11 protein-coding genes are annotated in these 13348 nt (G+C 64.0%); 8 read left to right on the top strand and 3 right to left on the bottom strand.

From position 1 onward, the window contains the following. The first annotated feature begins 96 nt into the window (after positions 1–96). Both AC1RPL_RS07805 and AC1RPL_RS07810 read left to right on the top strand, forming a co-directional pair. Positions 97–1098 (top strand): methyl-accepting chemotaxis protein, encoded by a 1002-nt coding sequence (locus AC1RPL_RS07805; protein ID WP_493068679.1) that lies wholly within the window; start codon positions 97–99, stop codon positions 1096–1098. Between the two features lie 69 nt (positions 1099–1167). Further along, entirely contained in the window at positions 1168–2124 is a 957-nt protein-coding gene (locus AC1RPL_RS07810) for a PAS domain-containing protein (RefSeq protein WP_493068680.1), read from the top strand. A 514-nt stretch (positions 2125–2638) separates the two neighbouring features. Here the strand turns inward: AC1RPL_RS07810 and AC1RPL_RS07815 are convergent. After that, positions 2639–4405, bottom strand: a complete 1767-nt coding sequence (locus tag AC1RPL_RS07815) for a sensor domain-containing diguanylate cyclase (RefSeq protein ID WP_493068681.1) — start codon at positions 4403–4405, stop codon at positions 2639–2641. A gap of 189 nt (positions 4406–4594) precedes the next feature. On the opposite strand from AC1RPL_RS07815, the gene AC1RPL_RS07820 reads away from it, so the two are divergent. Genes AC1RPL_RS07820 through AC1RPL_RS07830 form a run of 3 tightly spaced genes read left to right on the top strand, consistent with a single transcriptional unit; the run spans position 4595 to position 6827 of the window. Beyond that, entirely contained in the window at positions 4595–5104 is a 510-nt protein-coding gene (locus AC1RPL_RS07820; RefSeq protein WP_493068682.1) for a hemerythrin domain-containing protein, read from the top strand. Positions 5105–5114: 10 nt separating this feature from the next. Beyond that, entirely contained in the window at positions 5115–6308 is a 1194-nt protein-coding gene (locus AC1RPL_RS07825) for a DUF2252 family protein (RefSeq protein WP_493068683.1), read from the top strand. A gap of 27 nt (positions 6309–6335) precedes the next feature. After that, positions 6336–6827: a DUF421 domain-containing protein gene (locus AC1RPL_RS07830; protein ID WP_493068684.1), complete on the top strand. Its 492-nt coding sequence runs from the start codon at positions 6336–6338 to the stop codon at positions 6825–6827. A gap of 156 nt (positions 6828–6983) precedes the next feature. Here the strand turns inward: AC1RPL_RS07830 and AC1RPL_RS07835 are convergent, their stop codons facing one another. After that, positions 6984–7274: a hypothetical protein gene (locus AC1RPL_RS07835; protein ID WP_493069101.1), complete on the bottom strand. Its 291-nt coding sequence runs from the start codon at positions 7272–7274 to the stop codon at positions 6984–6986. On the opposite strand from AC1RPL_RS07835, the gene AC1RPL_RS07840 reads away from it, so the two are divergent. Continuing rightward, positions 7203–8105 carry an NAD(P)H-hydrate dehydratase gene (locus AC1RPL_RS07840; protein WP_493068685.1) on the top strand — a complete coding sequence of 301 codons (903 nt, stop codon included), beginning with the start codon at positions 7203–7205 and terminating at the stop codon, positions 8103–8105. The genes AC1RPL_RS07835 and AC1RPL_RS07840 overlap by 72 nt on opposite strands. A 203-nt stretch (positions 8106–8308) precedes the next feature. Here AC1RPL_RS07840 and AC1RPL_RS07845 read toward each other — a convergent pair whose 3' ends face one another. Then, positions 8309–10891, bottom strand: a complete 2583-nt coding sequence (locus tag AC1RPL_RS07845; RefSeq protein ID WP_493068686.1) for a sensor domain-containing phosphodiesterase — start codon at positions 10889–10891, stop codon at positions 8309–8311. A gap of 73 nt (positions 10892–10964) precedes the next feature. Here AC1RPL_RS07845 and AC1RPL_RS07850 point away from each other — a divergent pair, with 73 nt between their 5' ends. After that, the gene (locus AC1RPL_RS07850) at positions 10965–11402 is read left to right on the top strand and encodes a MerR family transcriptional regulator (RefSeq protein WP_493068687.1); all 438 of its coding nucleotides are present in this window, start codon (positions 10965–10967) and stop codon (positions 11400–11402) included. 1106 nt (positions 11403–12508) lie between these two features. Further along, positions 12509–13333 carry a PilZ domain-containing protein gene (locus tag AC1RPL_RS07855; protein WP_493068688.1) on the top strand — a complete coding sequence of 275 codons (825 nt, stop codon included), beginning with the start codon at positions 12509–12511 and terminating at the stop codon, positions 13331–13333. The last annotated feature ends 15 nt before the right edge of the window (positions 13334–13348 follow it).

Here is a 13348-nt window from a genome sequence, read left to right on the forward strand (position 1 = left end):
CAACGCGATGGTGAAAATGAATTAACCAAGTAATGTTAGGTGCTTAGCGAATCAAGAAAGCACCATATGCCTCGACGTATTTCCCGCCTCCTCACGATGCTTCGCGACGAAGTCCAGCAATTCGCGGCCGAAAGCGAGGAGATTGCCGGCCGCACGAACCTGCTCGCCTTGAACGCAGCCATCGAAGCCGCGCGGTCCGGTGAAAGCGGACGCGGCTTCTCTGTCGTGGCGCAGGAGGTCAAGGCGCTGGCCGGGCAGGCAAAGGTCTCCTCTGTCAAGTTTCGAGACCAGGTCTTGCAGCGACTGGCCCTGGGCTCCCACATTGCCGAAGAACTCGTCGCGGAAGTGGAAGGCGCACGGTTGCTGGAACTGGCGCAGTCCATCATCCAGACGATCAGCCGCGCATTATACGACCGATCGATAGATATCCGCATGCTGGCTGACGATCCCGCCGTCGTGGCAGGAGCATTGGAAGGCGACCGCGATGCGGCGAGCGAGCAGGCCGCCCTATCGCGCCTGCGGGCTCTGCTCGGCCACTCTCCCTACTTCCTCAATGCATTCATTACCAACCGGAAGGGCGACATACCGGTCTGCGCGCACGCAAATGCCGCGGTCCGCGGTGAGAACCTCGCTGGCGCCCCGCAATTTACACGTGCGCTTCATGCGGCTCCTGATGAACATTGGTTCACCGACGCGGTCTGGGCCAATCCCTGGTCGGGCCACCGAAAGGTCCTGATCTACGTGGCGCCGATCCGACAAGATCGTGAAGTAGTCGGAGTGCTCTATCTCGAATATGACTGGCAAGGCCAGGCGGAAGAGATATTGTCCGCAGTCCAGCGCAAGACATCCTCTGACATGACCGTTTCGATCGTCGATACCGCAGGTGGCGTCGTCGCGACTACCGGCCCCTATCTGTTCGAGCAGAAAATCCCGGGCCGCATCGCAGGAGCGCAAGACGAAGGGGCACTGGTCATCGAGGCCGGCGCCGAACCTTATCACGGTTTCGGCGCGATGGGCCTGCGCTGTGTCATCGAGCAGAAATTGCCCGACGCCCAAGCGATCGCCTCGGCCCTGCGCTCTCCGGGCACCTTTGCTTGATCCAGTTACTTGCCGAACCGCCGCAATGGACTAAGCAACACTGATATTTGGGTTTTTTAGGAAGTCGAATTGGCGGTTGCTCAAGGGGTCCCGGGAGAGGAGCGTGAGACGCTGCTCGCAGCGCTGCTGGAGCGGAGCGACGCATGCATTGAACTACTCGACGCCTCAGCGGAGGTGCTCTTCGTGAACGAAACGGGCCGCAACGCCATGCGACTCGATTCTGCCAGAGACGTCATTGGCCGACCCTGGGCGTTGGAATGGCCCGAGGCGGCGCAGCCACTTGCCGAGGCCGCCCTGCGCGAAGCGATGGAAGGGCGTGCCGCCCATTTCTCCGCCTCGCGGCCTGTCGACCTGGAGCCTGTTCGCTGGTGGCATGTCACGATGACGCCCATCCAGGCGCATGGCGCCGTGCGGTATCTCGTGATCTCGCGGGACATAACTGCGGAGAAAACCGAAAAGGACCGCATCGTCGCGATCAATGCGGAGATGCGCCATCGGCTGAGAAACGCCATGACCATCGCTTCGGGAATCGTCGCGCTCGAAGCGCGTGCGCAACCCCAGCACCGGTCCTTCGCACAGGCTGTCAGCAAGCGCTTCGGCCAGCTGGCGCATGTACAGGAACTGGTGCTCGATCCGATGCGCGACAAGTCCCTTCCCCAGGTCCTGCCCCAGCTGGCCGCTGTGTATGGCGGGGACAGCTTGTTGAAGATTGGCTCGCTTCCCGACGTCCGGCTTGGCGATGCTGCAACCCAGGCACTGGCCCTGACCTTCGGTGAACTGGCGACAAATAGCCTAAAATATGGAGCGTTGGGCGCCGCCAGGACCGTGCATGTGGAAGCAGCGCTTGCTGATGGCTCGCTGGAGTTTGCCTGGCATGAGCCGACGGACTTTGGAGTGCCCCGCGAGGGAGCGCAGGGGCTCGGCTTGATGGAGCGCATCGTCGCCGCGGTGGGAGGCAAGGTGGTCCGTCAAGTCGAGCCCGGCCTGCTGGTGGTGCGGGTGTCGTTGCCGGACAAATCGAGCTGAGCAAACTCGCTGCGGAGCGTGCCAAGCGAGTAGGGACGAGGCTCGAGCCCGAAGCCGGAGCCTATGAGCGGTTCGTCGAGCGCTTCCCCTTCGCCGAGACACCCGACCAGGCGCGCACGATCGCAGCGGTGCGCTCGGACTTTGTGTCCGGCAGGCCGATGCAGACCGGGACGGCTCCGCCGCCGGACTGGTTGAGAGAAACGACGCCCGCTGCTCACCGAGGCAATTGCAGACCCGAGCGATCGCCTGGATCGGCTGAAATGAATCCTCGAGTCGTTCCTCCCAATGGACTGAGGCGCTCGTTCGTTGCCGCCAACTGCAGCGAACTGTCCATCGTTTCGTAGGGTGAGCGGTAGCTTGAAAGCACCCCGGGGATGGACGGGTGCGAATTGATGAAGCTCTCGGGATACGCGCCAGGTCCGTCGCCAGCGAGCCCATGGCCAACATCCGGCCTGGGTCAGGGTTGCGCAGCAGGCAGCGGGCTCGCCACTCCTCGACGACACCCAAGGAGACGTCAAGCCGCCAGCGCGAGCCTGTCGCGTCCCCGCGCCTTTGCGTCATAAAGCGCGGAATCGGCATTCGCGAGCACGAGGCTCGGGGTCATCCCCGCGCGATACCGCGTGACGCCGCCGCTGACTGTCACCTGGATCGAGGCATCCTCGAAACGTACGGCCGCCTTGGCGACCGTCGTCCTCAGTCGTTCGCAGATCAGGCGCGCCTGTTCCGGGGAGGCGTTAGGGAGGATGATCGCGAACTCCTCCCCTCCCAGGCGGGCGATGAAATCGCGCTCGCGAATGCAGCTGCGCGCCAGATTGGCGAAGCACTGGAGAACGGCATCCCCGGCGGGATGGCCATGCAGGTCATTCACGCGCTTGAAATGATCCAGGTCGAACAGGGCCACGCAGCCGCCGGTCTCCTCCGCATTTTCGATATGGCCCAGGAGCGCGACATCGAAGGCGCGCCGGTTCGCAAGCGAGGTCAACCCATCGGTCATCGCGGCGTGCGCAAGACGATTCTCCAGCGCCTTGCGGTGGGTGACGTCGCGCACAGTACTGACCACGCCGACCACTTGTTCACCATCCAGCACGGCCCGGCTGTGATTCTCGAACCATCGCGCCTCGCCGGTTGCAGTGACCGCGCGATATTCCACCGTGAACGTGCGATCCGGATGGCGCACAGCTGCCTGATGCGCCTGCCGCGCAGCGTCCACATAGTCGGCATCGACCAGGTCCGCGGCATTGCGTCCGAGCACCTCCTGGACGCGAAATCCCCCGATCTGCTCGATCGAGGGCGAGGCGAACCTGATCGTCCCGTCCACGTCGAGGTTCAGGACGATATCTGTCGAGTTGTCGGCAAGAAGCCGATAGCGCGCCTCGCTGTACTGCAGGCGCCGGAAGATTTCCTTCCGCCTGGCAAGCTCCCCGGCCACCGGAAGCACCGCCAGGACCGTCGCCGCCAGATAGAATTGCAGGAACTGGACGCGCACCCCGAGCGGCGCTTCGATCAGGCTCACTGGCCCTTCACCGCGGAGAGTGAACGAGGCGCCGATGATCGTGAGCACGATCACCGACAGCGCCGCGGATATTCTCCCTCCGCTGAAGGTTGCAAAGATGATCGGGAGCAGGGGCAGGAACAACAGCGGAAAATCCCGTTGGGAAAAGACGATGAGGCTGACGCCCGCCACGAGCGCAAGCAACGCCATGGTCTTCGAGGTGGCTGCCATGCTCGCGCGCCGCAGCCACGCCGCCGTTTCCCCTCTCACGAAATATACCGCGATCGGCGTGAAGGTTATCGCGCCCAGCGCGTGACCCGCAAACCAAGCCAACCAGTTGCCGACATAGGTCCCGGCACCGAAATTGGTGGCAATGGCTGCTGCGGGCAGGCCACTCAGCGCCGGCGCGGCGACGCCCGCGCCCAGGATGAAGGCCAAGAGCCAGGAGTGGTTCTCAAACCCGGCAGCCCTGCCGGCGAGGCGCCGGATGAGCAGCGCGCCGGCCAGGGACTCGGCCAGGTTGGAGAGAGCCATGGGTACCGCGGCGGCCGGGCCGAGACCAACCAGTGCGGTAACGACGACCCCGGCAATCCCACAGGCTGCCAGCGAAGGCCACCAATGGAGCGGCCTCAGCACCAATAGTCTGGCAAGAAGGAGCGCATTGGCCACCCAGACAAAGGCAACGCCGCCCTGGAAGCGGGTTGCCAGGACCGCCGTGGCAGCCAGCGCGAAGTATGCAAGACCAGTGACAGCGCACACCCGGAGCTGATATTTCGCTACGGAATTCATGGGTCCAGCTTGGACGCCGCAGGTAAACGGCACGTTTATCCGCATGTGCGGTGAACTACCGAAGCTCGCACGTCGACCCAGAGCAAGCATTTGGAAACGTACGAACTCTTGGTTCTTGCAATCGATTCGCAAGCGGAACCGTTACCACCCTCCGTGATTGGTACGCAGGTGGTGGACGGGAGACGGATCATGGCTGAATTCATGGATGCGATCGCGTTGCTAAAGGCTGATCACCGTAAAGTCGAAGCGTTGTTCGAAAAATACGAGCGCGCCAGCGGTGCAACTACAAAGAAGAAGCTTTCCCACCAGATCTGTGTGGAACTCAAGATCCATACTATGCTGGAGGAAGAAATCTTCTATCCGGCCTATCGCGGCAAGATCGAGGACGACATGCTCGACGAAGCCTATGTCGAGCATGACGGCGCCAAGGTGCTGATTAACGACATCGAGGCCGGCAGCCCGGAGGACGATTTCTACGACGCCAAGGTGAAGGTGTTGTCCGAAGAGATCGCGCATCACGTCCATGAGGAGGAAATGCCCGCCGAGGGCATGTTCGCCCAGTGCCGCAAGGTCGAGGAAGTCGACCTGGTGGCGATGCGCGACGCGATGCTTGCCCGCAAGGAAGACTTGCTCGCGCAGGAGGAAGCAAACGGGCTGCCGCCGGCCGAGCCGCGTGCAATCAACCTGCTCACTGCCTGACGGTCATCCCATGCTCGCACCGACTGATCCCGCCGACCGACTTGAGCAACTCGAGGCGTGCCGGCTGCGCAAAATGTCGCGGTCGGCACATGCGTTTGTTCGTGGCAGTACCGAGCATTTCTACCGCTGGCTGTCAGTGGCGGACATCGCGCGGGACATTCCCCAGGGGCCATCCGTCTGGATTTGCGGCGATTGCCATGTTGGCAACCTGGGCCCGGTTGCCAACGCCGAGGGCGCAGTCGACATCCAGATCCGCGACCTCGACCAGACCGTGATCGGCAACCCTGCCCACGACCTCATCCGGCTTGCGCTTTCGCTCGCCTCCGCGGCGCGTGGGTCCGACCTGCCAGGGCTGGCGACCGCCCGGATCGTAGAGGCAATGATCGACGGCTATGTCCGCGGCCTCGACCAGCGACGCGAAGTCGATGAGTCGCTCCAGCCCGAGGTGGTGCGGTCGGCCCGCAAGCGGGCGCTGGGCCGGCGCTGGCGCCATCTCGCCCGCGAGCGCATCGCCGATACGCGTCCCCATATCCCTCTGGGCAAACGTTTCTGGGCTCTCGGCGACGACGAGCGCCAGGCGATCGAGGGGATCTTCGCCCAAGCCGCCATGGCCTCGCTGCTTGCGCGCGACGACGATGGCGCCACGAACGTTCGGCTGCTCGATGCAGCTTACTGGGTGAAGGGGTGCAGCTCGCTGGGCGCCGGGCGCTATGCGGCGCTGGTTGCGATCGAAGGCGTAAGGGGCAAGGAGGCGATCGCGCTCGTCGACTTGAAACAGGCAGTCCCCGCGCTGGCGCCGACTGCACGCGGGGCACGCATGCCGCGCGGCGCCGCCGAACGTGTCGTGACGGGCGCCTGCTCGCTTTCCCCATTTCTCGGCAAGAGGATGGCGGCAGTGAACCTGCTCGGCGGGGCATTCGTCCTGCGCGAATTGCGTCCCCAGGACCTGAAGATCGAAATCGACCAGTTCTCGCGGCCCGAGGCGATCCGCGCCGCGCATTACCTCGCCTTCGTGCTGGGTCGCGCGCATGGCGCGCAGATGGATGATGCCGCCCGGAAGGGATGGGCGCGAGAGTTGCGCGAGCCCGGTTTCGGCAGCCTTGATGCGCCGCCCTGGCTATGGCGCAGCGTCGTCAAGCTGATGGGCCGGCACGAAGCCGCCTATCTCGAGCATTGCCGCATCCATGCGGTCGCGGCGCGCTGACGAGCATGCCGCGCAGTGGAGGACGTCATGGATTTCATCCGTCTACTGATCGGGCCTGACGACGGTGCGACCGTGCTTCAGCTTTGTATCCGCACCGTACCGCTGCTCGCCTTCGGAATCCTGTGCGTGCGGGTCGCCGGCCGGCGAACCTTCGCCCAATATTCGCCGCTCGATATCGTGGTGGCCTTGATCGTAGGCTCCAATATCAGCCGCGTCATGATGGGCAAGGCACCGGTCGTCGCGTCGCTCGCGGTCACCCTAGTGCTCGCCATCCTGCATCGCCTGCTGGCCTATGCGGCGATGCGATGGAATTGGCTCGCCTGGCTGGTCAAGTCGCGGCCGATCCACGTCATCGAGGACGGGCGTGTCGATTCCCGGGCATTACGACGCGCCAACCTCAGCGAAAGTGACTTGCTCGAAGCCATTCGCATGGAACAGGTGTTGACTCCTCAGGAAGTAGCCAGGGCGGTTCTCGAGGGAAGTGGAAAACTGAGCGTGGTACCGAAGCGCGATCGCTGAGCCTGCACAGCTATAGCTCGACCGCTTCGCGCAAGCGCCGGGCATAGGCCCTGGCGAGCCGAAGATGCGCGCTCGCCACGGAGGGGTCATCGGCAAGAGCGGCGACTTCGCGTTCGCGTCGCTCTCGCCGGGCGAAATAGAACCGGTCCTCGTCCGTCATGCGTTGTCGCGCCTTCGTGGGGTCTCCCAGCCTTTTCTCGCCGCCGCGGAGCGATCGCTCGTGCTCCGGCTTTCGCCTGCGTTGCGCGAACTGGAATGGCCTTCCTTCCTGCCGCGGCCGGAGCCCGATTTCTTGCCGCCGCCGGATTCCTTATTTACCGTCGCCCAGGCTCGCCGCTCGGCCGTCGAGCCCGACCGCGCCGTGGCGGCACGCGGATGATCGGGCTCGACGACGAATGGCTGGCCGCGAACCCGCTTCCCGAGGTTAATCTGGAGACCGATAAGAATGCACGGGGTCGCGTGCTGGTGGCGGGTGGCTCGCTCGCCGTGCCGGGGGCGCTGCTGCTTACCGGCGAGGCTGCGCTGCGCGCCGGGGCCGGCAAGATCCAGCTGGCGACCGTGGAACCTGCGGCACTCTCCCTTGGCCTGGCCATGCCGGAGGCGGCGGTCTTCGGACTTGCTACCAATGGCGCAGGCGAAATGGGCGCGGATGCCGGGGCAAAGCTGCTAGAGTTGCTATCCGCCTGCGACACGCTGGTGTTCGGGCCTGGCATGAGCGAACGGGCGGCGACGGCCTCGATCGTACGCCGACTGCTGGCGGAATTGCCCCCCGGTCGGTCGATATTGCTGGATGCCGCCGCCATAGGGGGCGCGCGTGGATGTGCCGATGCCTTGCGATCCCATGCCGGCCGAGTCGTGTTGACCCCTCATCCAGGCGAAATGATGCAGTTGATGGGATGCGACGAAGCCGAGGTCCGCAACCGGCCCGAGGCATTGGCCCGCGCGGCTTCCGAACGATTCGGCGCGATCGTGGTGCTCAAGCGCCCCGAGACCTGGATCGCGGCCCCCGGAGCGGACATGCTCTGCTATGGCGGGGGCGGTCCGGGGCTCGCCACCGCGGGATCGGGTGACGTACTCGCCGGTGTGCTGGGCGGGTTGCTTTCGCGAGGTGCCGAGCCGCAAACGGCGGCGGCGTGGGCAGTGTGGCTGCATGGTGAAGCGGGCCGCCGCCGTACCAAGGTATCGGGCGAGATCGGTTTCCTCGCCCGGGAGTTGCCGGGTGAAATACCCCGCTTGATGGCGACCGGCCAGGCTGGCGTGCTTCCCCTCGCCGGTTGAACGCCGGCTCAGGTGCTGCGATCCTGCAATATCCGTATCCGGCGTTGTCCGACGCGAGGCGGGGACTGGGCTTCCAGCCGGTTAGGGGTCAGTCACGCGGGAACGCCGTTCCCACCGCCTGCCCGAGAGGTTTCGACTGTCCCGGGCGATCTCTAACCCGAGAGCGCCGCCTTGCACCTGCGTCGCCCGGCAGCGCCGGAGAGTCAACCATGCGCGGAGCTGTCCGAATCCGTGCCGGTGGCCCCGCCATGCGGCCGACTTTTCAGGATATGCGCGAAGTCTGCCGCCGGGCGCGGCCGACTGAGAAGATAGCCCTGGAGGTGCGTGCAACCGATATCCACCAGCGCCTTCATCTGGGCCTCGGTCTCGACGCCCTCGGCCACGATGCCCATGCCCAGCCGCTTGCCGAGCCAGACGACGGCCTCGATGATCGCGACGGAGACCGGAGACTCCAGCATCTTCGATACGAAAGAGCGGTCGATCTTCACCTTGTCGAAGGGAAAGCGCTCGAAATAGCTCAGCGAGGAATATCCCACGCCGAAATCGTCCATGAGGATCTGGATGCCGAGGCCCCTGAGCTGCTCGAGGATCGAGAAGACATGATCGACGTCACGAATCACCAGTCCCTCGGTCACCTCGAGCTGCAGCCGATGCGACGCGAGGCCGGTGCGATCCAGCACGTTGCGTACCGTCGCCACCAGATCGCCGCTCTCGAACTGGATAGGTGAAAGGTTAACGGCGACGCTGAGATGCGAAGGCCATGTCGCGGCCGCCCGGCAGGCGCTCTCGAGCACCTGCTCGCCGAGCATGGGCACGAGCCCGCACTCCTCCGCGATCGAAATGAAGAGATCGGGCGGGATGGGGCCTCGTTCGGGGTGGGTCCACCGCGCGAGCGCCTCGAAACTCGTCGTCTGCCCCGTCGCGGTAGCGACGACAGGCTGATAGACGACTGCGATCAGGCCGGACGCGACGGCCTGCCTGAGATCCTTTTCAAGCATGCGTCGGTCGCGTGCGGCCTGGTCCATCTCCGGGCTGAAGAAGCAGGCGGCACTGCCCCCGCCGGACTTGGCACGATACATGGCGAGATCCGCAGCCTGGCGGAGAAAGGCGATATTGGCGCCGTCATCGGGTCCAATCACGATGCCGATGCTGGCGCCGGTATGCGCGACGAAGCGCTCCAGGCGATAAGGAACGCCAAGCCCGCGCACCAAGGCTTCCGCGAGGCGGCGCGCCTCGTCGGACGTGTTCGGGCCGGTAAGCAGCAGGGTGAATTCGTCGCCGCCAACACGCGCCACCATAGCTTTGCCGCCTGCGATCCGGCGAAGGCGATTGGCAACTTCGACAAGCACCTCGTCTCCCGCGAGGTGACCGAATTGGTCATTGATGGCCTTGAACCGGTCGAGATCCACGGTGAGCACGGCAAAGCGCTCGCCGGACTTCATAAGACTGTCCAGCTGCTCGAGAAAACTGGCCCGGTTATGCAGGCCCGTCAGCGAATCATAATGCGCAAGGCGCAATATGCGAGCCTGCGCATCGCGCACGTCAGTGACATCCTCGCTCATTCCCAGGATGAATTGCCCCGGCGCGTCGGGACCGTCGACGACGATGCGCTTGGTGCGCAGGCGTATGACCTGTCCGTCTTCCCGCGTGAAGTCGCTCTCATAGGACTGTATCCCGCCCGCCGAAAGCACTGCCGTGTCGCGTTCGTGATAGGCATCACCGCTTTCCGGAAACAACTCACGATCGGTTCGGCCCACGACCGCGGACGCAGGCAACCCAATGAACTCCTCCCCGGTGCGATTGAGCAATTCGTAGCGCCGGGTCTCGCTATCCTTGACGAACAGCATGGCAGGAAGGTTCGCGATAATCGTGTCCAAGAACAGGCGAGTCTGCACGTTCTGGCGTTCCTGCAGCTTGCGGTCGGTCACATCCCGGATGATGGCCGCATAGCCTTGACGATGCGTCCCGCTATCCGACTCCAGCCGAGCGACCGACAGTTCGATTGGGAAGCGTTCCATCGACTTGCGCTGGGCTTCGAGTTCGAAAGTTTTTCCCGCATACACGGGATCCCGCGCCAGCGAGCGCAGAACCGAACGACAATATCTGCCGGTCTTCGCGTCGCGCGGCACGATCAGCTCGATGTCACGGCCGAGGGCCTCGTCGAGCTGATAGCCGAACATCGTCTCGGCCGCACGGTTCCAATAGGAGATGCGCCCGGCGGCATCGACACAGAGAATGGCATCGGAAGTGGCATCGACCATCTTCGCGGTGATCTCGCCCAGCCTTCGGTCGCGCATCCCCTCGATCCGCTCTACCGCGACCTGCGCCAGATCTGTCAGCGCCCCGCGCTGCTCCGCCGAAAGTGGCGGGCGCGGCTCGGGATCGAACACGCACAGCGTTCCCAGGCACTGGCCGGACGAAACGATCAGCGGGGCGCCGGCATAGAAGCGGATGCCGCCTTCGCAGGTCACAAGCGGATTGTTGATGAAGCGAGGATCTCTGGAGGCATCGAGGATCTCGACAAAGGCGTGCGCCGCCACGGCGTGGGCGCAAAAGGCCTGATCGCGCGGCGTCTCGCAAAACGGAATTCCGATCCGCGCCTTGAACCACTGCCGCTTCTCATCGATCAGGCTGACAGCCGCGCATTTCGTGCCGAGCAGCATGCTCGCCAGACGCGCGATCTCGTCGAAACGCTGTTCCGGTGGCGTGTCCAGCAAGGCGAAACTTGCCAGCGCACGCAAGCGATCCTCTTCTTTTCCTGCCCGTGCCGCCATGATACTCACCACATCAGAACGGATATAATACGTTCATTTCCTTTGGAAATCGTTAGTCAGGCGTGGCGCGCACGGCCCGCAAGGCATGATGCATTCTGAACTTGCCGATCGCACGCACCTTCGTTCGGCTTCGGGTTTCCGCTCCTCCCGCCGGGCGCACACCGGAATCGCCCCGACTAACCTGGAGCACTGTCTCCCGATATCGAAGCTGGTATGCGCGATGTTCGGCAAGGGCTGGATCAAGATGACCGAAAAAGCTCCCGATGCACTGCGAACGATCGGGGAACTGGCGGCCGAAACCGGCTGCCCGCAACACATATTGAGATATTGGGAGGCCCATGTTCCACAGCTACGGCCTTTGACGCGGGCCGGAGGACGCCGATATTATCGCGTGCACGACGTGGCGCTGGTACATCGCATAAAGCAACTGGTCTATGATCAGGGTCTTTCCCTCCGCGAGGTAAGGGAATTGCTCGCTGCTGAACGACGCGACGACGTGCGTGGCAAGAATTCGACAGCCTGATGCCCTTTCCCATTGACCTGGCTGGCTTCTTCACTGGCCTGGGACGTTCGACCGTGCTGCAGTCAATGGTGAAAGAGACAGGGGCCCCGACGCTCGGCACCCCCGATAGGTACGGAACGTCCGAGCCCTGCGGAAAGTCATGGCTCGGGACAGGCTTCCCCAACCCCGAGGCATGGCACCGAGGGCCAGGATAAGGAACAGCAGCGCGACCAGGACCTACCTGACCCTCAGCTTGGGCGACCCGCCTGGGCGACGACGCGCAATGGAGGAAAATTTCATCGGACGACAATGCGACATTGCGGGCGTTTCTCTGCCCTGGGATTGTCCGAGCGTCCAGACGCCGGAACGAGGCCCTTTGCAGACCGTCGCCTGCCGGTGCGACCAGGCGGGCAGTGGTCCGAATTGCCAATGCCGGGGTGCTCCGGGATACATCGACACCGGGCACTTTGCCGGGACGGTCGCCGAGAGACGCACGCATGCCGCGTCTTTACTACTGTCGCGTCGGATCGAGTTGCTCGGCTGACCCGGCCGTTAGCGGCGACTGGCGAGCCTCCATGATCCGGCAGCGGCATTCGAGCGCGACTTTACTGCCCCCGTCGCGCCGCCTTTCCCTGTCGGCCTGTCGCCCAGGTTTCGCGCCGAGCGTGCGTCCGAAGTGGCCGGCCGCCTCGCCAACGGCGCATACTTCCTGCCGAACGCCCGATGCGCCATCGATGCGTGCGCATCCATGACCATCCATCATGCGCTCCAGGCTGTCGCGTTGTGCAAAATAGAACGACCCGACTTCGGCCGTGGCGCGGCTCCTCCTGCCGGATACCCATAACAACGACCGGTTGGCCGCTTCGATTCCTCATGCTTTGTATTAGTCTTAGGAACGTGGATATTCCGACCCTGCAGCAGATTGCGCCGATTTGGTTCATTCACCAAGTACAGATGTATGATGTGGAGAGAATTTACTTTTTCTACACGCACCCGTGCCAAAGACATCGGTATCGCGCCTGGTTGACCGGGCGCTTAGTTCGGTGGATGCGTGAGACGCGCCATCGTTCGGCAGGGTCCGGGGAGGGCCGGCGATCGCGGCACACGCTTCCGGATAGGAGCGAATGATGTCGCAGGTCTTGATCCCCCCTGAACGCGCGCCAGCCGGGACGCGGCGCAGCATGGTTGTTTGCCGGCCCGAGCGCACCGATCCAGGGGATGCCACGCTTCATCGTATGCGGGATTGCCTGGCGGTCGCATTCCCCCCGGCCGGAGTTCGCACCGCACCCGCCGCCAGTCTCTGGTCACCGGGAAAGGCGACCCCGGAGCCCCCGCTGACCGAAATCTCCTTTGAGCCTGCCATCCCGGCGCGCCCGCCCGAACGGCGGGAAGAGGCACGCGACAAGATCTCCGTCTACCGGACGGCCACCCTTTACCGGGAGGCGGGAGAAGCGCTTTGCCTCATCCGGAACATCTCATCCGGCGGCCTGATGGGAAAGGTCGCCGACAATTTCATGCCTGGCGATCAGGTCTCCGTGGAGATAAGATCCGGTTCCTTGATAGACTCACATGTCGTCTGGACAGGCGATGGGCTGATCGGCCTCGCATTCGACACGCCTATCAAGGTGCTGGAAGTCCTGCAGGCCCCCGTTTCCGGCGAGTCCGGTCTGACGCAACGCATGCCGCGGATTCGCGTCGCTTGCGCCGCCAGCCTGATCGTGGATGGCGCACGTCAGCAGACGACGCTCGTCGATATCTCGCAGGGTGGCGCCAAGCTCGTCACCGAGCTTCTCCGCCCCGGTGAGACCGTTCTGGTCACCGTGCGCGGGCTTGATCCGCGGCGCGCCACGGTCCGCTGGGCACGTAATGGCCGCGCGGGCATTGCCTTCCTGAACGCGATCGCGTTCGACGTATTGGCGCGCTGGGCTGCCGAGCGGCAAGAGGAGCAGTAAGCTCGTACCAGGTGG

Source organism: Sphingomonas sp. GW821-FHT12D09, from assembly GCF_058807215.1.